The organism is Chitinophaga silvisoli (assembly GCF_003412465.1).
Lineage (GTDB): Bacteria > Bacteroidota > Bacteroidia > Chitinophagales > Chitinophagaceae > Chitinophaga > Chitinophaga silvisoli.
Genome location: NZ_QTJV01000006.1, coordinates 565,261 through 586,961 on the forward strand (window position 1 = coordinate 565,261; position 21,701 = coordinate 586,961).

The 21,701-nt window shown below is 46.3% G+C and carries 17 protein-coding genes; 8 read left to right on the top strand and 9 right to left on the bottom strand.

Going from position 1 to position 21,701, the window contains the following annotated elements:
- Window positions 1–78 precede the first annotated feature (78 nt).
- From DXN04_RS17765 to fbp, 5 genes are all read right to left on the bottom strand, one after another.
- Complete coding sequence (locus tag DXN04_RS17765; protein WP_116854726.1) at window positions 79–639, bottom strand: NUDIX hydrolase; 561 nt, start codon at window positions 637–639, stop codon at window positions 79–81.
- Between the two features lie 16 nt (window positions 640–655).
- Window positions 656–1,186, bottom strand: a complete 531-nt coding sequence (locus DXN04_RS17770) for a YfiT family bacillithiol transferase (protein ID WP_199415074.1) — start codon at window positions 1,184–1,186, stop codon at window positions 656–658.
- Between the two features lie 206 nt (window positions 1,187–1,392).
- Window positions 1,393–2,157: an ABC transporter ATP-binding protein gene (locus DXN04_RS17775; RefSeq protein ID WP_116854728.1), complete on the bottom strand. Its 765-nt coding sequence runs from the start codon at window positions 2,155–2,157 to the stop codon at window positions 1,393–1,395.
- A gap of 75 nt (window positions 2,158–2,232) precedes the next feature.
- Window positions 2,233–2,784, bottom strand: a complete 552-nt coding sequence (locus DXN04_RS17780) for a CAP domain-containing protein (protein ID WP_116854729.1) — start codon at window positions 2,782–2,784, stop codon at window positions 2,233–2,235.
- 97 nt (window positions 2,785–2,881) lie between these two features.
- Complete coding sequence (gene fbp / locus DXN04_RS17785) at window positions 2,882–3,892, bottom strand: class 1 fructose-bisphosphatase (RefSeq protein ID WP_233525620.1); 1,011 nt, start codon at window positions 3,890–3,892, stop codon at window positions 2,882–2,884.
- 162 nt (window positions 3,893–4,054) lie between these two features.
- On the opposite strand from fbp, the gene DXN04_RS17790 reads away from it, so the two are divergent.
- Entirely contained in the window at window positions 4,055–5,320 is a 1,266-nt protein-coding gene (locus DXN04_RS17790; protein ID WP_116854730.1) for an aspartate kinase, read from the top strand.
- A 50-nt stretch (window positions 5,321–5,370) separates the two neighbouring features.
- Here the strand turns inward: DXN04_RS17790 and DXN04_RS17795 are convergent, their stop codons facing one another.
- Window positions 5,371–5,829: a hypothetical protein gene (locus DXN04_RS17795; RefSeq protein WP_147319972.1), complete on the bottom strand. Its 459-nt coding sequence runs from the start codon at window positions 5,827–5,829 to the stop codon at window positions 5,371–5,373.
- 197 nt (window positions 5,830–6,026) lie between these two features.
- Between DXN04_RS17795 and DXN04_RS17800 the strand changes: the two genes are divergently transcribed.
- Together DXN04_RS17800 and DXN04_RS17805 are read left to right on the top strand one after the other, a co-directional pair.
- Window positions 6,027–6,224 (top strand): hypothetical protein, encoded by a 198-nt coding sequence (locus DXN04_RS17800; protein WP_116854732.1) that lies wholly within the window; start codon window positions 6,027–6,029, stop codon window positions 6,222–6,224.
- Window positions 6,225–6,230: 6 nt separating this feature from the next.
- On the top strand, window positions 6,231–8,675 hold the full coding sequence (locus DXN04_RS17805; RefSeq protein ID WP_116854733.1) for a TonB-dependent receptor: 2,445 nt from the start codon (window positions 6,231–6,233) through the stop codon (window positions 8,673–8,675).
- Between the two features lie 89 nt (window positions 8,676–8,764).
- Here DXN04_RS17805 and DXN04_RS17810 read toward each other — a convergent pair whose 3' ends face one another.
- Window positions 8,765–9,202: a CBS domain-containing protein gene (locus tag DXN04_RS17810; protein WP_116854734.1), complete on the bottom strand. Its 438-nt coding sequence runs from the start codon at window positions 9,200–9,202 to the stop codon at window positions 8,765–8,767.
- A 96-nt stretch (window positions 9,203–9,298) separates the two neighbouring features.
- On the opposite strand from DXN04_RS17810, the gene DXN04_RS34580 reads away from it, so the two are divergent.
- From DXN04_RS34580 to DXN04_RS17820, 3 genes are all read left to right on the top strand, one after another.
- Complete coding sequence (locus DXN04_RS34580) at window positions 9,299–9,565, top strand: hypothetical protein (protein WP_147319973.1); 267 nt, start codon at window positions 9,299–9,301, stop codon at window positions 9,563–9,565.
- A gap of 67 nt (window positions 9,566–9,632) precedes the next feature.
- A complete protein-coding gene (locus DXN04_RS17815) occupies window positions 9,633–10,763 on the top strand; it encodes a glycoside hydrolase family 88/105 protein (protein WP_116854735.1) in 1,131 nt (376 codons plus the stop codon).
- Window positions 10,764–10,869: 106 nt separating this feature from the next.
- A complete protein-coding gene (locus tag DXN04_RS17820) occupies window positions 10,870–12,792 on the top strand; it encodes a glycoside hydrolase family 97 protein (RefSeq protein ID WP_116854736.1) in 1,923 nt (640 codons plus the stop codon).
- 159 nt (window positions 12,793–12,951) lie between these two features.
- Here DXN04_RS17820 and DXN04_RS17825 read toward each other — a convergent pair whose 3' ends face one another.
- Complete coding sequence (locus tag DXN04_RS17825) at window positions 12,952–14,733, bottom strand: glycoside hydrolase family 35 protein (RefSeq protein WP_233525621.1); 1,782 nt, start codon at window positions 14,731–14,733, stop codon at window positions 12,952–12,954.
- 247 nt (window positions 14,734–14,980) lie between these two features.
- Between DXN04_RS17825 and DXN04_RS17830 the strand changes: the two genes are divergently transcribed.
- The gene (locus DXN04_RS17830; protein WP_116854738.1) at window positions 14,981–15,631 is read left to right on the top strand and encodes a carboxypeptidase-like regulatory domain-containing protein; all 651 of its coding nucleotides are present in this window, start codon (window positions 14,981–14,983) and stop codon (window positions 15,629–15,631) included.
- 124 nt (window positions 15,632–15,755) lie between these two features.
- Here the strand turns inward: DXN04_RS17830 and DXN04_RS17835 are convergent, their stop codons facing one another.
- Window positions 15,756–16,139: an energy transducer TonB gene (locus DXN04_RS17835; RefSeq protein ID WP_147319974.1), complete on the bottom strand. Its 384-nt coding sequence runs from the start codon at window positions 16,137–16,139 to the stop codon at window positions 15,756–15,758.
- 279 nt (window positions 16,140–16,418) lie between these two features.
- Between DXN04_RS17835 and DXN04_RS17840 the strand changes: the two genes are divergently transcribed.
- Window positions 16,419–21,692, top strand: coding sequence for an Ig-like domain-containing protein (locus tag DXN04_RS17840; RefSeq protein WP_116854740.1), 5,274 nt, complete (start codon window positions 16,419–16,421; stop codon window positions 21,690–21,692).
- Window positions 21,693–21,701 lie beyond the last annotated feature (9 nt).

Sequence of the window (21,701 nt, forward strand, 5' to 3'; positions counted from 1 at the left end):
GGTATTGAGAATAAATTCTCTCCGCCCGTTACCCGGATTTATTCCCGGGTATTTTACTTTTGATACAAGCTCTTTTAATTATAGCAAGGTCAGTTCTTTCAACTTTAATAAGGCATAAAAGATACAAGTCACATGCAGACTTTGCAACAGCTCATTGTTTTTAAGCATCGTCTCCAACTCTTCCATTTCCAGGAGCACTATTTCAATCTCTTCATTCTCATCCAGGTCCTGCTCCTGCACCTTCTTCCCTCCTGTAGCCAGGAACATATGCGTAAAATTATTGCTGCTGGCAGGGTTCGGGGCGATCTTTCCTAAGTTGATCAGCTGATCAAACTCATATCCCGTTTCTTCCAGCAATTCACGACGCATAGCGTATTCAGGAGAAGGGTCATCGTTATCCATAGTCCCACCCGGGATTTCCAGTAAAGTCTGACGGATGCCATGACGATATTGTTTCACCATAATCACCCTCCCCATATCATCCAGGGCTACGCAATTTACCCAGTCATTGTATTCCAGTACATAGTACGGAGTAACAATCTTTCCCTGGGGTGTCTCGCATTTGTCTTCGCGGGCTGTTAACCAATTACTTCTAAAAAGATACTTTGACTCAAGCAGTTTCCAATCTAATGCCGACATATATTCAGTTTAAAGTTTATTGCCAGTTATTCCGCTCTTTCAGCTTTTCGATGTGTGCCAGGTGGTGTTTTCCATGCCAGGAATAGGTTCCGGCAACCTGTCTGAGAAAGAAGGTTTCACCATGTTCCGGATGGGTGAACACGCGCTCCCATTGTTCGGGGCTCATGTTGTCCATCAGGGATACCCAGCGGGTATGCAGGGCATGGAGCAGTGTGAGGGAAATATTGATGGGCGTTTTAGATACATCCGGGAGTTCGGCCCAGGCGGCTTCGTCGTAGGGCTTGATGACAGGGTTGTCTTCTGTCAGGGCCAGTTTGAAGCGGGTGTAGGCATTCATATGACTATCTGCGAGGTGATGCACTACCTGGGTCACCGTCCAGCCGCCGGGGCGGTAAGGAGTGGCGAGTTGGGGGGCATCGAGTGTCTGAACGGCTATTTCTACCAAAGATGGCAGGAAACGAATGTCGTTGATAAAACTCCTGAGCTGTAAGTCAGATATTTTTGACGGGGCCTGAAACCGGCCGATCGGGTATTTGAGATCTTCCATGATAATGATTCGTCCGGTAAGGAGGGCCTTACTTTTTTTGTATTAAATGCGGTCGTATTAAAGGCAAAAAGCGTTTTGAATTAAAAGCAAAAGCATGTTGAATTAAACAGAAACATGTTGAATTAAACAAAAGCACCTTACATTAAATTCAGAACGCACCCTGTATTAAACAAAAGCACCGATCCTGGTCCAGCTTCAACTTCAGTTTACACTTCCCTCAGCGCCTCCCCTGTCAGCGCAATAAACACATCCTCCAGGTTCGCCTTCTTCACCTCCTTCTTCCTTTCAAATCCACCTGCCACCAGTTTATCAATCAGCGCATCCGGCGATTCCAATGCAATAATCCGACCATGGTCTACAATCGCACAGCGATCACACAAAATTTCTGCTTCATCCATGTAGTGCGTAGTGATCACCACCGTGGTCCCCTGCTCACGCACCTGCAGGATCAGGTCCCAGAGATTACGCCTTGCCTGCGGGTCTAAGCCCGTAGTCGGTTCATCCAAAAAGATAATCTTCGGTTTATTGATCAGCGTAGTGGCAATGGAGAAACGTTGTTTCTGTCCGCCGGACAGCTCTTTGAACTTATTTTTGGCTTTGTCTTCGAGGTTGAAGATTTTGAGCAGCTCTTTTGCATCGGCCTGCTGGTTGTAGAGACCACAGAACAAATCTATGAGTTCTACCAGGTTGAGGCCCGGGTAATAACCAGAACTTTGCAGCTGAACACCGATGACTTTTTTAATCCCCTCCGGATCCTTGTCAAGGTCCATTCCATCTACGAATACCTTTCCGGATGTCTTTTCACGGAGGGTTTCGATAATCTCTAAAGTAGTGGATTTACCGGCACCATTGGTACCCAGCAGCCCGAATATTTCATTTTCATAAACATCGAAACTGATACCATTTACTGCTGTAAAATCCCCATATTTCTTGACAAGGTCCTTAACTTCTATGATCTTCCTCTTTTCCATAGGACTAAATTAGCACAAAAAAAATCGCTTTTGCTGCTGGCAAAAGCGATTTTTTTTACTGAAGGTTCAAAACCTTTATTTCTTTGGAGCGGGTGCTTCTTTATGTACGATAAACACCTGTGTAAAGAATATAATCCTGCTGTCCTTAGAGGAATGCGCGCTACCGATACCGATCCGGTCAAAATTGCCCAGCATATTTTTCCTGTGGCCGGGGCTCTTGATCCATCCGTTTACTACCTGTTCTGCATCCAGGTTCCCATAAGCTACATTCTCGGCTGCACCGGGAATATTACCAAATACAGTGCTGAGTCTGGCCACACGCTCTTCAAAACCGTCATGACCAAAGGCGGTCGCCCCTGTTGCCATTGCTTTACTGTGCTTGTACGCCTGTCCGCTGCAAGTAGCATCAAGGATCAATGGCGGTTTACCCTGGCTAGCCCTGAATTTATTGGTATAATACAGGATTTCCTGCGCCATGTTGGTATCATTACCATCGGTGTTCGATCGGGTAGTCGTAGGAGTAGACTTTGTAGTCGCAGTATCTGCCGGCGCAGCGCCTCGTGTACAGGCCAACAGGTTCAGCGACAGGATACTGAATAGCGTCAGTAATGTAAGTTTGCGTGTCATATGTTTTTGAATAAATAAAAGAAATTCACCATTAGACTAAAATCACTAATGCTGGTTTAGCAATAGTTATACCAAAAACTTACATGTTAGTATTTTTTTAACTATTCACTATTCTTTGCCAAACGTCCATCATGTTTTTAGAGCCCAGGAAGACCGGAACCCGCTGGTGCAGCTTGGCTGGTTTCAGCTCCAGCAACCTTTGTCTGCCGGTAGCCATAGCCACCCCGCCTGCCTTTTCCATAATGAAAGACATCGGGTTGCACTCATAACATAAACGTAAACGCCCCCCTGCATATTTTCCAAAAGCCGGATACATAAAGATCCCGCCCTGGATCAGGGTTCTGTGCACTTCTGCCACCATACAGCCTACGAAACGGTGGCGATAGATCTTGCCATGCTCATCTTTGGCCAGCCAATAGTCGATAGCCTTGCGGATGCCATTCTCGTAAAGGTGGTAGTAACCAATGTTAACAGAAAAAATGTCACTTTCAGGCGGACATTTCAGGTTAGGGTGTGACAGGCAAAATTCACCGATGCTTGGATCGAGGGTAAAGCCCTGCACACTCCTGCGGGTGGCATACACCAGCATGGTAGAGGAACCGTAGATAATATAACCAGCCGCAATCTGCTCGTAACCGGGCTGTAAGAAGTCTTCGAGCTCGCATACGGAACCTACGGGGGTCAGACGGCGATATACAGAAAAAATAGTACCGATGGATACATTTACGTCAATATTGCCTGAACCATCCAGGGGATCGATCAATACCACGTACTTGGATGCTTTGGAGTATTCGTCAGTAAAGGGAATGAAGTCTTCATTCTCTTCAGAAGCCACGCCGGCGCAGTAAATACTGTGTTTCAATGCATTGATAAACTGGTCGTTTGCGAATACGTCCAGCTTTTTTACGTCTTCTCCCTGTACGTTGACCTTATTGGCCTCGCCCAGGATATCGGCTATACCAGCCTTATTCACCTCCACATTTACTCGCTTTGCAGCCAATCCGATATCCCGTAGTAAACCTGATAATTGTCCGGTAGCGCCGGGGTAGTTCCTCAATTCCTGGATTGTAAACTCGTCAAGAGTCATTACTTTTCTATTGATACTCATTCTATAATGGATTAGTGAATATTCATTGCACAAGGTTACACTAATGTAACAGATTTCGTCCTATTTTAATGGAACTGTCATTTTCAGCGAAACAAATTTTTAAACATATTCAAAGTTGATTTACTTTGCCCCGAATTTTTTTAACGGAAGATAAACTCACATATGAAGGTTTTCAAATTTGGCGGTGCAAGTTTAGAAAGTATTGAACGAATCCAGCAAGTAGCTGCGATTGTTCAGTCATTTCCTGATCAACAGATCCTGATCGTTATTTCTGCTATGGGCAAGACGACGAACGAACTGGAAAAGGTAGCCGAAAACTTTTATCTCCGTAAGCGCGAAATTGCGGCGCAGTTGCTTTTCAACATCGAAAAATCGCACACAGAAGTGGCAGAAAAGCTGCTGGGAAGCAGGACTCACCCTGTTTTTGATCAGCTGCAAACGTTCTTTACCGAGGCAGAATGGACCCTGGGCGAGAAGCCAGGCCGCCCCTACGACTATTACTACGACCAGCTGGTAAGTCTGGGGGAACTGCTCAGTACTGCCATCGTCAGCGCTTACTTTAACCTGGCAGGGGTACCTAATACCTGGCTGGATGTGCGGGATGTGTTCAGAACAGACGATACTTTCCGTGAGGCAAACATCGACTGGGAAGTTACAGGCCGCCAGGTGGAACAAAAAGTACTCCCCCTCTTCAAAAAAACCAATGTGGTAGTAACACAGGGCTTCATTGGCAGTACCGATGAAAATGAAAGTGTGACCCTGGGCCGGGAAGGTTCTGACTACTCAGCAGCTGTGTTTGCAAACCTGCTGAATGCAGAGAGCGAGACTATCTGGAAAGATGTGGAAGGGCTGAAGAATGCGGATCCTAAATTATTCCCGAATACGATCAATATCCCTGAAATCAGTTTTAGCGAGGTGATTGAAATGGCCTATTATGGGGCACAGGTAATTCATCCAAAGACGATCAAGCCTTTGCAGAACAAGCAGATTCCACTGTATGTGAAGAGCTTTTTGAATAAGGACCTGCCAGGTACGGTGATCAGGGAGGATATCGATGTAAAACAGCTCCCTCCTATTATCGTAGTGAAGAAGAACCAGGTTTTACTGACTATCACGGCCAAGGATTTTGGGTTTGTAACGGAAGACAGGATCAGCGATATCTACGAACTGTTTCACAAACTGAAAATTAAGATCAACCTGATGCAGAACGCAGCCATCAGTTTTAGCTGCTGTATAGATAATAGTCCGGAGAAGATTGAGACCCTGATCAAGGCGCTCCATGAGAATTATAAGATCGAGTATAACGAAGGGCTGGAGTTGCTGACGGTGAGGTATAATAAGGACGGGGTGATGAATGAACTGATTAATAATAGAACCGTGTTGCTGGAGCAAAGGTCTCCGGTTACGATCCAGGCTTTACTGAAGTAATAAAATAAAAAAGGCTTTTACCTGGGTAAAAGCCTTTTTTATTTTTATAACTAATTCAATCTTTTCAGGTAATACCAGGTACCGCTATACCAGGAGTTGTACAGGATCAGCAGCCCGTTCTTTGTCTCCAGCGGACGCAGGTCAAAATCATCTGAAGTCCCCCCTTCCACACCGGTCAGGTTCATTCTATAATAGATTTGTGTCTGTTTTTCAACGTCATATATCCATTCCATTGCATAATGATGCGTAGTATCATTCTTTGTCCAGATCAGGGAATCTGCTGTAATCCGGATAAAGAAATTGGTGTACAATGTAGTATCCTGCAGGGACGGCATAGAACCAGGCCCGTAAATGGTCTGGGTCACCTGAAATGAGCCGGTAGAATACTTTTTGATTACTTCAAGACTTTCCTTCGCAAAAGAATGGTTATCCTCGATAGTAAAGGGAGGATCTTTCTTACAGGAAGCCATCACAAGAACTAACAGGCTAATAATCAGACATCTATTCATAAGGGTATAGGTTTTCAAGGATATATTGAACATTTTAGTAATACAAATTTATTAAAATTTTTAATAATTCCTTATAAAATGGCTATCTGCGTAAAAATTGATGATTTGGTCATTTTAACCTGAAATATTTTCAAAAAAAAGTGTGACCTTTCTGCAACCTTTTTTCGGCTATATCGTCTTTTAATAAAACAACCCATATGAGAAAGGTATTCATATTCACTATTATAACCCTGGGTATGCTTACCATTATTGCGCTGGAGGGCCGTTCCTTACATGACCAACAACTAAGGGATCACTGTTACGATAGTAAAATCTTACCAGTATTCCTGCTCAACTTCGGATACCAATGGACTAAACCGCTAAGTCACGACCACAGCCATCAACTAGAGATCTGATTGTTTATGAAAAAACTCATCATGCTTATTTTGCTTACCTATGTAAGCTACAGGGAATGCCATGCTCAGAATGTAAATGGAAAAGTCACGGTGAAGGTGATGGACGAGAAAGGGCAGCCCCTGCCATTTGCCAGCGTAGTGCTGCGGCTTACAAAGGACTCTACCCTGGTAAAGGGAGAACTGAGTGCGGCAGATGGCAGTGCCAGTTTTGAAAAAATAAAAAATGGTCAATACTTTGTTCAGAGCTCTTTAATGGGCTACCAGACAGCTTACACGCCGGCCTTCTCCATTGACCCTACCCATACCGCTGTACAGTTTCCGAACATGACACTGTCCGGCTCTTCGAAGAACCTGCAGGGAGTGACCATCTCTGCGCAAAAACCTTTTATTGAACGCAAAGAAGGTACCACCGTATTGAATGTAGAAAGCAGCGTAGCCGCGGCAGGCAGCAATGTACTGGATGTACTGCGCCGGGCACCGGGTGTGCAGATAGATAAAGACGATAATATTTTACTGAAAGGGAATGGTGGGGTGACCGTCATGCTGGATGGAAAACTCACCTACCTGAGTGGCGAACAACTCGCCAATTTGCTGAAAAGTTTGCCGGCAGAAACCGTCTCACAAATTGAGATCATGACTTCTCCTTCCGCCAAATATGATGCTGCCGGCAACTCTGGGATTATTAATATCAAAACAAAAAAGGGAGTCGCTACAGGTATTAACGGCTCCCTGAATGGGAGTGGTGGTTTTGGCCGCTATGGGTTTTATAATACCGGGCTAAACCTGAACTGGAGAACTGAAAAGTTCAATGTGTTTGGCAATTACAATCATGGTGACAGGCATTTTTTCAACGAGCGACTAGCTACAAGGATTGTAAACGGAGATAATAAGGAAGAAGCGCAGTTCTTTTCTGCACCACAGTTTGGAAAACGCAACTTTATCAGCAACCAGTATAAACTGGGCTTTGACTATTTTATTACCCCAAAGCATACGGTGGGTGTGTTAGTGAATGGGTATAACAATTTCTTCCGTAGCACGATCAATAACACCACGAATATTTACCGCCTGGGAAATCCGACCCTGGATTCTTCCCTGAACTCAGTGACCACCAATGATCATAACTTTAATTCCAATACAATCAATTTTAATTATAAAGGTCAGCTGGACACAATTGGTACGGAGATCAGTATAGATGCAGATTATGCAAAGTTTGGCTATCACCGCCGGGTGTACCTGAATGATAGTATGTACTATCCGGAAGATCCTAAATTTAAGAATCCCCATTCGATCAGGAACTTCACTACGACCAATATTACCATCAAAAGTATTAAGGGGGATTTAGTACTGCCTTTCAACAAAACGACCAAACTGGAAACGGGTGTGAAGGGCAGTTTTGTTACGACGGACAACGTACTCCTGTACGATTCACTATATGAAGGCAAATACATTCCGGCACTCTCCCAAAGCAATCATTTTATCTATACTGAAAATGTGCTGGCGGCATATGGAATTATCAAGAAATCTTTCAAAGGCGGTACGGATGCACAGCTGGGTCTGCGTGTGGAAGGGACCAGTTCGAAAGGGAACTCTGTCACCTACAATTCTGTGGTAAAAAGACACTATGTGAGTTTCTTTCCGAACCTGACGGCGGATCATACTTTCAGCAAGGATCATAAACTGGGTATCACCTTTGCCCGGCGGATCAACAGGCCTGAGTATGAGGATATGAATCCTTTTATATTTTACTCTGACAGGTATACCTATGGACGGGGAAACCCTTACCTGAAGCCGGAATTTACAAACATCGCGGAGCTGACTTATACCTATAAGCAACAGTATATTGTGAGTGTAAGTTATGACCGTACGGAGAATTTTATTGCGGAGTATTTAGAGCAGAATGATTCTACAAAGGTGACCACGAGTTATGACAAGAACTATGATCACAGGCAGGGCTGGCACCTGACACTGACACTACCGGCCAACCCGACCAAGTGGTGGAATATCAATAACACCCTGAATATGAATTACAATTACTATGCGCTGAAAGATTCAGGGATGGATATTGTGAATTCAGCCGTAGGGGCGCATTTTGAAACCACGCACACATTCACGCTGCCGGGCAACTGGAAGGTGGAGCTGAATGCATACGCGGGCACGCCTTACCAGTGGGGGGTATGGAAAGGAAAGGCTTATTATGCAATCGGTGGCGGGGTACAGAAAACGCTCCTCGATAAACGTCTGAATTTGAAACTGAATTTTACGGATGTGACGAACGGGGATCAGTTCAGGGGAGCTGCGGTATATGGAAATGTAGATTTCCACATTCATAACCAGTGGCAGAACCGGACGGCGAGTCTGAGTGCGACGTATAGTTTTGGGAATAGTAAGATCAAAGGGGCGAGGGAGCGGCAGACGGCTACGAGTGCGGAGGCAAAGAGATCCGGTGGATAAGATTTTCGAAGGTATAGGTCCGTTTTTTTAGGTTTTGAAATATAAATTAAAACGGCTGCTTCTTTTTGGAAGTCAGCCGTTTTTGCGTTTTATCTGGTACCTTTGATATAACCTTCGAGGTTATTGATAATGTATTTTTGCTCATTGATAATGTACTTGACCACATCACCTATGGAGATCATCCCTACCAGCCTGTCCTGATGGTCCATGACCGGAAGGTGGCGGATGTGCTTTTCAGTCATTTTCACCATACAGTCCTCAATAGAATCATTTTCGGTGACCGAAATGGGGTTTTCTGTCATGATCTCCCGGATCAGGGTTTCCTTGGAGGCGCGGCCTTTTACGATTACCCTACGGGCATAGTCACGTTCAGAAAAGATTCCACAGACTTTTTCATTGTCCAGAACAATGAGTGCGCCGACATTTTTGTCTACAAGCACGCGGAGAGCTTCAAAGACGGTGATGTCGGGATGGATGGAGTAGACTGCATGCCCTTTGGTTTGCAGAATATCGCGTACTGTTCCCATAACGAGGAGATTTAGGAGGTGAAGAATGGAGTACTGCTTTATTTCTAAGTTAAGATTTTTGGGGGAAAATAGCAAGTGGGGAGGTGGGAGCCAACTATGGGTAGCAACATCTATTTTGGGGGATATGCCTTTAGGGAGATAGGCCTTCTGGTTTCAGGAAGATACGCCCTCCGGTTTCAGGAAGTTACAACTCCGGATTCGGGAAATACCAAGCTGGTTTCGGGAGATACAACTTCGGTTTCGGGAGATACCACTCCGGTTTCAGGCAAATACGCCTTCCGGCAGGAAAAATCAGGCAGCAAGGTTAAATTCCGTCATTCTCCTAAAATATCGGAGACAAAATATTGCATTACAAATTTTTAAATATTACTTTACGCAAATTTTACATCAAAACATGTATTATTTGCTACCCTAATAACATTCATCATATATGAATTATCGAACACAATTCCGGGTTTTGATCGCTACTGCAGCGCTGTTCGTGAATCTGGGAGGGACATTTGGCCAGAAAATATTTAAGGAATGGCCCCTTGGTAGTGAGCCGAACGTCATCGGCCCTTATGTAGCTAATCACTATGTAGCATCTAACTTTGACAACTTTGGCTCTTCCGAGCCGCCAACTTCCATTACCTATCCTGAAGTACTGACCTGGTACGGTGCCCTGCAGCTGGCAAAAGTAACAGGCGACAAAGCGCTTGCTGAAAAACTGGCTCTCAGGTTTGAACCACTCGTGGCACAGGCACACCATATGATGCCCGCTCCCGATATGATGGAGCACAGCGTATTTGGCGCTATTCCACTGGAACTCTACCTGCAAACCAATCAAAACCGTTACCTGGACATCGGTAAACCATTTGCTGACCAGCAATGGGATCTGCCTGAAGGGCCTAAGCCGGAACAACAGGTCCTGGCAGGCAGGGGCCTTTCCTGGCAGTCGCGCATGATGCTCGAAGATATGTTCCTCTTCTCCCTCGTGCAGACACAGGCTTTCAGGGCTACAGGTACCAAAGAATATATTAACAGGGCAGCCACTGAGCTGACTGTATACATAGATGCCCTGCAACAGCCAACGGGCCTGTTCAACCAGGCGAATGATGTTCCCATCTACTGGAGCCGTGGCAATGGCTGGGCAGCAGCAAGTATGGCATTAATTCTCAACTACTTACCTGCTGAGAATCCAAACCGTGCCCATATCCTGGACTGTTATAAGAAAATGATGGGTGCCCTGAAGCAATATATGACTCCTGATTACAAATGGGGCCAGATCATTGACGATGAAAAATCCTGGACAGAAAACTCCGGTAGCGCCATGTTCACCTACGCGCTCGTCATGGGTGTGAAAAGAAAATGGCTGGAAGATGAGGCATATGGTACTTTGGCCAGAAATGCCTGGATGGCCATTGTAAAAGGACTGAACGAAGCTGGTGACCTGAAGGATGTGTGCGAAGAAACCAAAAAGAAAAACGATCCAAATTATTACCTCAACAGGGAGAAAGTAACGGGTAGCCTGGTAGGACAGGCTCCGGTATTATGGACTGCCGCCCTGTTGCTGGACAAGTAATAGCATCTTTATGCACCGGAGCCGCTGTTGCCGAAAGGTAACAGCGGCTTTTTTTTTGAAAATAATCTCTTTGTTTTTATACCTTTAAAAAAACTCAGGTCTCATTATGAAATTCCACCCATGGCTCGCATGCGCATTCCTTTTAGGAAGTGCCTCCGCCATTCATGCACAAAAGAAATTTACTTTACTTTCTCCGGACAAGTCTGTGACCTTGTCTGTATCTGTAGGCAATACAATCACCTATACTGTATCGCAGGACAACAAAACACTGATAGGCAATTCTGTCGTTTCATTGAATAAGGGCAGCTGGAAGGTCAGCAAAGCTACACAAGGTTCGCACCAGGGTACACTCAAGCCTGTGGTGAAGCAGAAGACGGCTGTCATAGACGACCGTTACAATGAGCTGCATCTTGATTTTAGCAATGCATTATCACTTGAATGGAGGGCATATGACAATGGTATTGCCTGGCACTGGATCAGCCGGGAAAAGGGCGCTTATAAGGTGACTGATGAGCAGGCAGAGTTCAATATGGACAAGGCAGGCAAAGCCTGGTATCCGCAGGAAGATGGGTTTTACTCCCACAATGAGCGGAAGTATCTTCCTTATACCATCAGTGAGATAGGCGATAATAAACTGGCAAGTCTGCCCGCACTGTTCGAAGTGAATGGCACAAAACTACTCATTACAGAATCTGGTTTGTATCACTATGCGGGCATGTGGCTGCGTGGTGGCAACAGCATTCATGGGGTGTTTCCACAATATCCGAAAGAGCTGAAAGTGACGAGTGACAGGGATGAACAGGTAGCTTCCAGGGAAGATTACATTGCAGCATTACATGGTCCGCAGGCATTTCCCTGGAGAGTCGTGATGATTGCGCGGAAGGATGCGGATCTGCTCACGAATCAGCTGGTATACCAGCTGGCACCTGAAGCGAAAGGTGATTTTAGCTGGGTAAAACCCGGAAAGGTGCAGTGGGATTGGTGGCATTACAACAATGTATACGATGTGGATTTCAGGGCGGGGATTAATAACGATACCTACAAGTATTATATAGACTTTGCGGCTAAGAACGGGATTGAATATGTGCTGCTGGATGAAGGCTGGTGTAGTACGCGTGACTTGTTTAGCCTGTCACCGGAGATCAATGTAAAAGAGCTGGTGGCATATGCGCAAAAAAGGCATGTAGACATCCTGCTGTGGACGAGCTGGATGGTGCTGAACCAGCAAATGATACCTGCGCTGGATAGCTTTGCCGCCTGGGGGGTGAAGGGGATTAAAGTAGACTTTATGCAGCGGGATGATCAGCCAATGGTAGAGTATTATGAGCGGGTGGCGAATGAAGCTGCAAAGCGCCATTTGCTGGTAGATTTTCATGGGGCCTATAAACCCATTGGCTGGCTGCGTACACACCCGAATGTACTGACATCAGAAGGGGTGATGGGGAATGAGATCAGTAAGTTTGCTAACCTGATAGATCCCGTGCATACCACTACCCTACCCTTTATCAGGCAGGTAGCAGGGCCGATGGATTTTACACCGGGCGGTATGCTCAATGTACAGAAAGATGCATGGAGTGCACAGCCTGCGGAGCCGATGACCCTGGGTACGAGGTGTAATCAGTTAGCCATGTACGTTATATTTGAAAGTCCGCTGCAGATGTTGTGCGACATCCCCACACATTACCTGCATGAACCGGAAGCAATGGAATTGCTGAGCAAGGTGCCGGTACAGTGGGCGCAGACGATTCCTTTGCAGGCGAAGGTGGGAGAATATGTCGTGATGGCAAGACAGGCATTGAATGGGGATTGGTATATAGCGGGGATGACAAACTGGGAGGCAAGAGAGGTGAATGTGGATTTGTCATTTTTACCAGCGGGTACTTACCAGATGGAATTGTGGAAGGATGGGGTCAATGCAGACAGGAATGCGAAAGATTTCAAACTGGAGAAGAGGGCGATTGCGAATGGGGCGCGTTTGCCGCTGAAACTGGCGCAGGGAGGGGGATTTGTGATAAGATTGAGTCATTAAATGTTTAAAAATAAGTCATTGAGTGTTTTTTATTAGCCAATGATATTCTTTAAATAGTCAATGATTGTTTTAAATAAACCATAGTGACTTCTTTAAACAAGTCATTGATTGTTTTTAAAAGGCCGTCTCCTTCTATTACAGGGACGGCCTTTTTTTGATTTATTCCAAAGTCTTAGCCCCACCTACAGTAGCAGCACTCGTCTGCAACAAGTCAAACACCACAATTTCATTCTCTCCTTTCTTCAACCACGGTGCCGGGCAATACAGGCGTTTCTGCGGCCCTATTTCCCAATAGCGACCCAGGTTATGTCCATTCACCCATACAATCCCTTTCTTGAAATTACTCATATCCAGGTATGTATCAGCTACGGTGTTTATCGTGAAAGCTGCTTTGAAGAAGATGCCAGGACGGCTGGTGTCAGCACCTGGTTTCAGCTTTGATACAAAGCCATCTTTCATCGGCAGACCATATACCTGCCAATCCATCAGTGTCATACCTTCCAGGGTGACACGTTCCGTGATCCCTTTGCGGTCGATGAGTTCCTGTGCGAAATTGATCCGGCCCATTGCTTCTACAAAGATTTCCAGGATAGGATCTTTCACATCGCTCTTAGGCAGGTTGATGCTGTTTTCACCAAGACGGCGATCTATTTTACCCACGTATTTACCATTCAGGAATACGGTTGCATAGTCGTGCAGGTCAGTGATTTTCAGTGTACCATGTTTACGGCCAATAAGTTTTGTTTTGTAAACCATAAAACCGTAGTCCTGACCATAGGCTTCAAAAGGTTTCGGCTGTACGGAAGCTACCGGTGCAGGCAGGTTGTCCCATACGTTCGCATAGGGTTTTACCTCGAAGTTAGCCACTACGGTAGCAGGAATGGGTGCCGGGATAGCGGGCAGTTTCTTCTTTGTATAACTGGCAATGAGGTTACGCAATGCCATGTATTTTGCGGTCGGTACACCTTGTTCATTGATAGGTGCATCGTAGTCGTAAGTAGTCAGATCCGGTTCATAACCTTTGCCACCTGAGTTAGCACCGGCCGTGAAGCCGAAGTTGGTACCTCCATGGATGACGTAGAGATTGAAAGAGCGCTTGGTACTGAGCAGGAACCTGATTTCTTTCAGGATACCGGAGGTATCAGGATGAGCAAAATTCTCGCCCCAGTGTGTTAACCAGCCGGGGTATGATTCGCTGCTGAAAGCAGGTACCTCAGGATTCTGGCGTTTAGCAGCATCGAAGTCGCCTTCGGAACCACCGGAGTCAAGACCGATCGCAGCACCTGGTACAGAACCTGCTTCCAGCAAGGGATCAACAGGACCATCGGCGGTGTAGAAAGGCACATTGATACCATTTTGCTCCCAGAGGGCTTTCAGTTTGTAGAGGTATTGTTTGTCGTTGGCATAACTACCATATTCGTTTTCCACCTGTACCATTACGATCGGGCCACCATTGGTTACCAGCAGTGGTTTCACCTGTTCGCTGAGGGCTTTTACATAGCGCTCAACGGCGGCCATGTAGCGGGGATCAAGACAACGTACTTTGATATCCGGAGTGCGGAGAAGGTAGGGAGGTAAGCCACCGAATTCCCACTCACCACATACGTATGGACCTGGACGGAGCAGGACCCACATGCCTTCCTGCTGAGCGATTTTGATAAACTCAGCCACGTTCCTGTTTTCCGATGAGAAATCGAAGGTACCTTCTTCCTGTTCGAGATAGTTCCAGAATACATAAGCAGCAATGGTGTTGCAGCCCATGGCTTTGGCCATCTGGATCCTGTGGCGCCAGTATTCTTTGGGAATACGGGCAGGGTGTAGTTCACCGCTGATGATCTGGTAAGGTTTTCCATCGAGGAGGAATTCACTTTTTGATAAGGCAAAGGTGTGCTTTGCCTGGGCCTGTACCATTTGACAGCTGAGTAGCGCGAGCGCGCTCATGACAATTAGTTTTCTCATTCGTCCCTGTAACAATTGATTAAGTGGGCAAAATAAGGAATGTTATGGGAATAAAAAGGGTAAAATAGTATTAGTAGGAGTATCAGAGAGGGCAAAAGAGTTAAATTAAAAGGGCTTATGGGTGTGTTATGGAGGCTTATGGAATATTAAAGTTTAGTGCATCCTATACTTACATTTCGTATATGTCAGAAAATACATCCTGTAGTGTTTGAATAATTAAATTATCCCCATGAAGAAATATACAATCTCGATCGCCGAACCATGTTCTGTACCATTGCAGGATATGACCCCAGTTGAAGGAGGACGCTATTGCAGTAACTGCCAGCGGCAGGTAGTTGATTTTTCTGGTATGACGGATCAGCAATTCATTGCTTATTTTGAAAAGTATGGCAAGGGCTGTGGTACCTTTCGCCCTTCGCAATTAAACAGGGCGATGGCTATAAAACCCACACGGAGATGGATGCCGGCGGCATTACTGGCTGGAGTCTTATCAGTGATCTGGCCGGAAAGCGGGAAGGGGCAATATAAAATAACAGGGGTAGTAAAAGATGCACAATGTGCACCGATCCCTGGGGTCAGCATTTTTTTGATTAATAAAGATGGAAAGGTAGGTGATATAAAAGGTATAACGGAAAAGGAAGGAAATTTTAGTTTAGTCTTCCCTGAAAGTGGGGATTATGGGGATGTGCTGAAATTTAATTTGCGTTGTATAGGGTATCAGACCAAAGAGATGCAGGTGAGTGTTGCACAATTGAAAGCGAAGAGTGCTTTGACGTATGAATGGAACCTGGAGGAGGTTGTAAATGGGAATTGGGACGCGGAGGTGGTGATGGTGAGGAGGAACTGGTGGCAGCGGTTGAAGTATAAATTGTTTAATTGAGGTTGGGCGTGACGGTAATTGGGTTACATTCGGAGGAGCCATTGGAATATCTTATCGTACTACCTGGTGGCAACGTTTAAAATGGAGAGTTTTTAGATGACGAAACATCGGCTAAAATAAAAAATTACAACCTTACCGGCAATGTATACAACACCGGCACCGCCACCCCATTACACCTCCCCGGCTTCCACACTGGCATCTTCACAATCACATGCTGCACCGCACTATCCAGCACTGAAAACGCATGGATATGATCCCCGAACCTGATTTTACTAACCCTCCCACTTGTATCTATAATAAAACTCGGAAAACTCGAAGCATAATACGGCTGTTCAATATCCTCCCGATAAGGAATATGTAAATTCCTGGACAAAAACATCACCAAAGAATCCAGCCCACCCGGAAACACAGGCTCCACCTCAGGCTCACGCATCACCCACTCGTCCAGGATCTTATCCTTTTCCAGTTTACACGCACCTTGCGGCAATGTATCCGCCTTCGCAGACAAATACCAAAATAATAAAGAGAATAACATAATCAATTAGCCATAGGTAATCTATCATCTCAACCATCCACCACAATAATCAGGAATAAAATTAAATTATATTTTTATTTCATTCAAAAACGAGCACACGAATTTATAAAGAGCCTATATCCCACCAGAATCAAACAAAAAACCCCTCTCCCACACCCGCCAAAAATTATCCCAAACAACCTGAACAATTCCACCGCTCACCTTGTTATCGTTGTTGCCCTTTAGCAACATACAATAAATTAAAGTCCCTATATGATGCCCCGTAGTGTCTTGTTCGTCTTATTCTTTTTAATAGCCATACCTGTCTATTCCCAATCCCCGCCCCCTCCAACCATTACTTCTTTTACCCCTGCAACTGCCTGCCAGGGCTACCAGGTCGTCATTACCGGTACAAATTTCACCGGTGTCACCAACGTTACACTAGGCACGCAGGCGGCAGCTTCCTTCATCATTAACAGCCCTACCAGCATCACTGCCACCGTCGCAGAATATGCCGGCAGCGGCCCCGTAATGGTAGACGGCGTAAATGGTGGTAATATCAGTATAAAGGCATCTCCTAAACCTTCTTTAAAAGACCTCAACCCAATCGATGCCCCATTTACTAACTGTGATGGCAATAAGAACTACACCCTAAAAGTTGAGAACACCTCTGTCGTCACAGGCACCGGTTACAACTATGAGATCAACTGGGGCGATGGTAGCACTCCTTTTACCCAGTTAGACTGGCCTTTGGGCGCACAACTCACGCATGCTTTTAATGCACAGGGTTATTTTATAATCTCTATAAAAATCTCAGCGCCCAATGGCTGTGATAGAATTACCACCTACCAGTTCTACAATGGTCAAAATCCAATAGCCAGTATCACAACCACTAACTCTACTACCGGCCTTTGTGCACCGGCACCCGTAGAGTTTCAGATTGGCAACTGGTTCAATAACTCACCCGGTACGGAGTATATTTTAGATTATGGAGACGGCACACCGCTGGTGACCCTGACCCATCCATTGAACACAACAAACACGATCTTTAAGATCTCTCATACCTATAACAAGTCCTCCTGCCCCAAAACAGATTTCACGGCTATCCTGTATACAAAAAATGGGTGCTATACTACCACCTATACACTCAACCAGATCGTGATCCGCTCTAAACCAGTAGCAGATTTTTCCGTCAATAGTACTTTCTGTCTGGATGATAATGTATGCGTGATCAATAAATCCAATACCGGTACAAGTGGCAATTTTTGTAGTTCCAGCACTGACTATGAATGGGATTTCGGGGATGGGTTTACTTCAACACAACGTGACCCTGGATGTCATAAATATGCGCTACCTGGGAATTATAAAATCACGTTGAAGGCGACCAGTGTCACCTGTGGGACCGATACGAAATCTATCGATATTAAGGTCTTGCCCAATTCTCCCTTACCTGCTGTGACCACGCCGGTAGTCTATTGCCAGGGAGCGACTGCAACACCCCTGAATGCAACAGGAACCAGTCTGAAATGGTATACTCCTGCCGGTACTTTATTGCCCGGGCCTCCGACTCCTTCTACGACTGCTCCGGGGAATACAACTTATTATGTCACACAGACACTTCCCGGGCAATGCGAGAGTCCTAAAGCCCCCATCCTTGTCACAGTAAATCCATTGCCGGGAAAGCCAGGTGTAAGCTCTCCCCTGCAGCTCTGCCAGGGCACTACCGCCACACCTTTGACAGCTTCAGGTACAGTGTTAAAATGGTATGCCGCAGATGGTACCTTATTCCCCTCAGCACCTACACCTGCTACAACGACGGTAGGAAGCACCAGCTATTATGTCACGCAGACAAGCAATACTTGTGAAGGCCCCAAAGCTGAAATTATAGTGAATATCGGCACATTGCCAACAACACCTGCTGTAAACACCCCTGTCAATTATTGCCAGGGCCAGACAGCCACTGCATTGACCGCCAGCGGTACAGGCCTAAAATGGTATAATGCAGGAGGTACTTTATTACCAGGAGCACCTGTACCTGCTACCTCCTCAGCGGGTACTACCACTTATTATGTTAGTCAAAGTAATGGTTGTGGTGAAAGTCCCCGGGCAACTATTACAGTCAATATCAATCCTGCACCTACAGCAGCTATCAGCTATTCACCTGCTATTTTGTGTAATGCTGCAGGAAGCCCGGTAGTCAATGTTACGCAGACAGGCAGTACAGGTGGTACTTATAGCGCGCCGGCCGGTTTGACTATCGATGCGACTACCGGCGCGATTACTCCCGCTACAAGCATTCCGGGCAACTATACGATCAGGTACACTGTAACAGGCACTGGTGGTTGTGCAAATGTTGTAGCAACATCGACAGTAGCTGTGAATAGCACACCTCATGCGACGATCAGTTATCCTGCTATGTGTTCATCTGATGGCCTGACAGCGGTAATAATCAATGGCAGTACTGGCGGGATATTTTCATCTACCGCAGGTTTAAATATCAACCCAACCACAGGTGCCATCACACCTGCAACAAGTACGCCGGGGAATTATTTAGTGACTTATGATATACCGGCAGCAGCACCCTGTCCGGGTTTTCAAACGACAGCAAATATTATAATTACAAAAGCACCCGCAGCTACGATTAATTATACACCGGCAACCTTGTGTAATACCAGCAGCAGTGCAGCTGTCAACGTAACGAGGACAGGAGATGCAGGAGGTACCTATTCCATTACACCGGCAGGTTTGACAATCGATCCGGCTACAGGCACCCTGTCACCCGCAGGTGCTTCAGCAGGCAATTATACAATCAGGTATACCCTCACAGGAAGCGGGGGTTGTAACAATGTAATTACGATGACTACGGTGACCGTAAGCAGTACACCCAATGCTGGCATTTCTTATGCAGGCAGTCCTTATTGCGGGGATCTCAGTACAGCACAGGCAGTGACACAAACGGGCAGTACGGGAGGTATTTACAGCGCGCCCGCGGGATTAAGTATCAATGCGGTCAGCGGCGCAATCACCCCTTCTTCCAGCACACCGGGAACTTATACAGTGACGTATACAATCGCAGCTGCGCCCCCTTGTCCGGGATACCAGACCAGCACTAATATTACCATTACCAGACCGCCGGCTGCCAGCATTAGTTATACACCGGCAACCTTGTGTAATACCAGCAGCAGTACAACCGTCAACGTAACAAGGACAGGTGATGCAGGAGGCACTTACAGCATTTCTCCTTCGGGGATGACAATCGATCCAAATACCGGAACATTGTCACCTGCAAATGCAATACCGGGCACCTATACTATCAGGTATACCCTGCCGGGTAGCGGTGGTTGTGCGAATGTAGTGGCCACAACGAATGTTACCGTGAACAGTACCCCTAATGCAACAATATCTTACTCCGGTAGTCCCTACTGTGGCAATATCAATAGTCCGCAGGCGGTAACGCAGACGGGCACACCGGGAGGTAACTACACCTCATCCCCGGGACTCCTCCTCGATGCTAATACAGGTGCGATTACCCCCGCCGGCAGTACACCGGGCAATTATACAATTACCTATACAATCGCCCCTGCTCCACCCTGCCCCGGTTTTCAAACCACGACAAATGTGACGGTGTATGAAAGTCCGCTCATTAGTTTCCCTGTTGCAGACCAGGAAGTCTGCTCCAACCAAAGCGCAACTTTTACCCCAATATCCTCCGTTCCTAATACGAACTATTCCTGGGCTGTTTCCGGCACTTTACCACCAGATGTAAGTGGTGTAAGCAGCGGCAATTTTACGGGCAATTTAAGCCTCTTATACACCAACAAAGGGAACAGTGATGTCATGATCACGGTAAGGGTCATTCCATACAATCCGCAGCAAACTACCTGCGCTGGTGTTGCCTATGATCTTCACCTGACTGTGCATCCTGAAGTACCGCCTCCTGTAAGCAGCGATATAAGTACCTGTATGGGAGCTGCGCCTGTTACCCTGCAGGCCACCGGCTTGCCGGGGCATACGATCCGCTGGTACGATGCGCAACAAAACCTGTTAGCTACAGCACCCATTATACCGACTACTGATTCCCTCCGCCTCCAATACTATGTGAACCAGCGCAGCAGTTTTGGTTGTGAAGGACCGAAAATAAGTATCATTGCAATTGTGCATCCGACCCTGAAAATCACAGGCGCAGATTTTACCCATCCCACTGCCTGTGGTATTCCTTCCGGAACAATTGTATTGCAGACCAGGGATCTGAACGACCAGCTTGTAGCGCATGTACCCCTGATCGTACATTATAAAAAGTTTCAGACTGACCTGGTCGCCTCAGGTTTTACTGACGACGATGGTAAAATTACATTACCATTAACCGCAGGTAGCTATACTGACTTCTATGCTGAGAGTACCGGTGGCTGTACGACTGCTCACCTGAATGATGTCTTCGTATTGAAAGATCCTGATCCACCGGCGAAACCGGTAGCAGGGTATAATCCCCCTATCTGCAGTGAGACACCACTTACATTAACGGCATTGTCAGCTACCAGTCCTCAGGAAGGAGAGATTGAATACGTATGGGCAGGCCCTGCTTTTGGTCCATATCCTGATACCGTGAACAATACGGTGCTGAGCTTCCCTTCGGCCAGTATTACTGATGCAGGCACCTATGTAGTCTACGCAATGCAGCACAATTGTATCTCTGCCGCAGACAGCTTTATTGTTGTCATCAACAGATCACCCTCCAAACCAGTGATCAGTACCCGCAGCCCTCTCTGCGTAGGGGATGCATTGTACCTGAGTGCAACCAGTGGCATTGACGGCAATTCCACACTCACTTACCTGTGGACAGGCCCCGGCCGGGGATTCCCGGTGAATGGCACGCATGCCGGTATTGATAATGTGATACTCACGGATGCCGGCAGGTATACCATCACAGTTACCGCTGCCGAAACAGGTTGCGCATCTACCACTGATACATTGATCGAAATAGGCAATTATCCTGTTATACAATTCGCTACTGACACCCTCATTCTTCCGACCGGATTTAAAATTACACTGGATCCTGCTATCCGGAATGCCACTGAACCCGGTATCCTGCCTATGCAAAATTATACCTGGACACCAGCCGATGACCTGGCATGTAATGACGCAATCTGTGATAAGCCCATACTCACAGTAAAGAACGATGCCTGCTATGCCGTGAAGGCAAGCAATGTGTATGGCTGTAGTGACAGCGATACCATTTGTGTAAAGGCTTTCTGCGAAGATGCACAGGTCTTTGTACCGAATGCCTTCACGCCCGATGGCTTACCGGAAAACAGGATCCTGATGGTACGTGCCAGCGGCATTGCTACTGTAAAATCTTTCAGGGTCTTCAACCGTTGGGGCAGGGTGATGTACGAGCGGAGCAACTTCGCACCGAACAGCAGCGAGTATGGCTGGAATGGATATATCAATGGTAAAAAAGCAGATACCGGCGTATATGTGTATACGGTAGAAGTAGTCTGCGAGAATGGTACCCCTTATACATTGAAAGGGAATGTAACATTATTCTAAACTATGCAT

Excerpts from the sequence above, each read along its gene's own strand:
- DXN04_RS17765 (WP_116854726.1), bottom strand. The coding sequence starts at position 639 with ATGTCGGCATTAGATTGGAAACTGCTTGAGTCAAAGTATCTTTTTAGA.
- DXN04_RS17770 (WP_199415074.1), bottom strand. The coding sequence starts at position 1,186 with ATGGAAGATCTCAAATACCCGATCGGCCGGTTTCAGGCCCCGTCAAAA.
- DXN04_RS17775 (WP_116854728.1), bottom strand. The coding sequence starts at position 2,157 with ATGGAAAAGAGGAAGATCATAGAAGTTAAGGACCTTGTCAAGAAATAT.
- DXN04_RS17780 (WP_116854729.1), bottom strand. The coding sequence starts at position 2,784 with ATGACACGCAAACTTACATTACTGACGCTATTCAGTATCCTGTCGCTG.
- fbp (WP_233525620.1), bottom strand. The coding sequence starts at position 3,892 with ATGAGTATCAATAGAAAAGTAATGACTCTTGACGAGTTTACAATCCAG.
- DXN04_RS17790 (WP_116854730.1), top strand. The coding sequence starts at position 4,055 with ATGAAGGTTTTCAAATTTGGCGGTGCAAGTTTAGAAAGTATTGAACGA.
- DXN04_RS17795 (WP_147319972.1), bottom strand. The coding sequence starts at position 5,829 with ATGAATAGATGTCTGATTATTAGCCTGTTAGTTCTTGTGATGGCTTCC.
- DXN04_RS17800 (WP_116854732.1), top strand. The coding sequence starts at position 6,027 with ATGAGAAAGGTATTCATATTCACTATTATAACCCTGGGTATGCTTACC.
- DXN04_RS17805 (WP_116854733.1), top strand. The coding sequence starts at position 6,231 with ATGAAAAAACTCATCATGCTTATTTTGCTTACCTATGTAAGCTACAGG.
- DXN04_RS17810 (WP_116854734.1), bottom strand. The coding sequence starts at position 9,202 with ATGGGAACAGTACGCGATATTCTGCAAACCAAAGGGCATGCAGTCTAC.
- DXN04_RS34580 (WP_147319973.1), top strand. The coding sequence starts at position 9,299 with ATGGGTAGCAACATCTATTTTGGGGGATATGCCTTTAGGGAGATAGGC.
- DXN04_RS17815 (WP_116854735.1), top strand. The coding sequence starts at position 9,633 with ATGAATTATCGAACACAATTCCGGGTTTTGATCGCTACTGCAGCGCTG.
- DXN04_RS17820 (WP_116854736.1), top strand. The coding sequence starts at position 10,870 with ATGAAATTCCACCCATGGCTCGCATGCGCATTCCTTTTAGGAAGTGCC.
- DXN04_RS17825 (WP_233525621.1), bottom strand. The coding sequence starts at position 14,733 with ATGAGCGCGCTCGCGCTACTCAGCTGTCAAATGGTACAGGCCCAGGCA.
- DXN04_RS17830 (WP_116854738.1), top strand. The coding sequence starts at position 14,981 with ATGAAGAAATATACAATCTCGATCGCCGAACCATGTTCTGTACCATTG.
- DXN04_RS17840 (WP_116854740.1), top strand. The coding sequence starts at position 16,419 with ATGATGCCCCGTAGTGTCTTGTTCGTCTTATTCTTTTTAATAGCCATA.